The 544-nt window shown below is 77.8% G+C and carries 1 protein-coding gene; it reads left to right on the top strand.

Going from position 1 to position 544, the window contains the following annotated elements:
• On the top strand, positions 1-377 hold a 377-nt coding region (locus tag GTW08_RS01575; protein ID WP_161151290.1), incomplete at its 5' end, for a prolyl oligopeptidase family serine peptidase.
• Between the last annotated feature and the right edge of the window lie 167 nt (positions 378-544).

Raw genomic sequence — 544 nt, 5'->3', positions numbered from 1 at the left:
CGCCGACGCCCGGCCCGCCGCCGGTCGGCGTGGTCGCCTACTACCCGCCCGTCGACCTGACGCTGGTCGACCCGGACCTGCAGAGCACCCTGTTCGGCGGGACCGCCGAACAGGCACCGGGCCTGCTGCGGCTGCTCTCCCCCGCCGAGCAGGTCCGCCCGGGGCTCCCGCCGACCCTGCTGCTGCTCGGGTCCGCGGACCACTACGTCCTGCCCGACCGGGTCGCCGCCTACGACCGGGAGCTCCGCTCCGCGGGGGTCGACGGCAGGCTGGTCACCGTCCCCTACGCCGACCACGTCTTCGACCGGCCCTTCGGCAGCCCGGGCGCGCAGCTGACCCGGGAGGCCGTGATCCGGTTCCTGACCGGGCTGAACTGATGCGGGTCGAGGTCACCGCCCTGCTGGCCGCGTCCCTGCACGCCTACGAGGGCAGGCCCGCGGACGGGCCCCGGCCCGACCCGGAGCCGCCGCTGCGCCACGCGGTCCGGGTCCGTGCCGGCCACGGGATCGTCGGCGACCGCTACGCCGGCCGCCCGGCCCACGCC

Origin of the sequence: Pseudonocardia sp. SID8383, assembly GCF_009864975.1 — a bacterium.
In the GTDB taxonomy this organism is placed as follows: domain Bacteria; phylum Actinomycetota; class Actinomycetes; order Mycobacteriales; family Pseudonocardiaceae; genus Pseudonocardia; species Pseudonocardia alni.
Note: the sequence above shows the minus strand (reverse complement) of the source record. Positions and strands in the feature narration are given on the sequence as shown.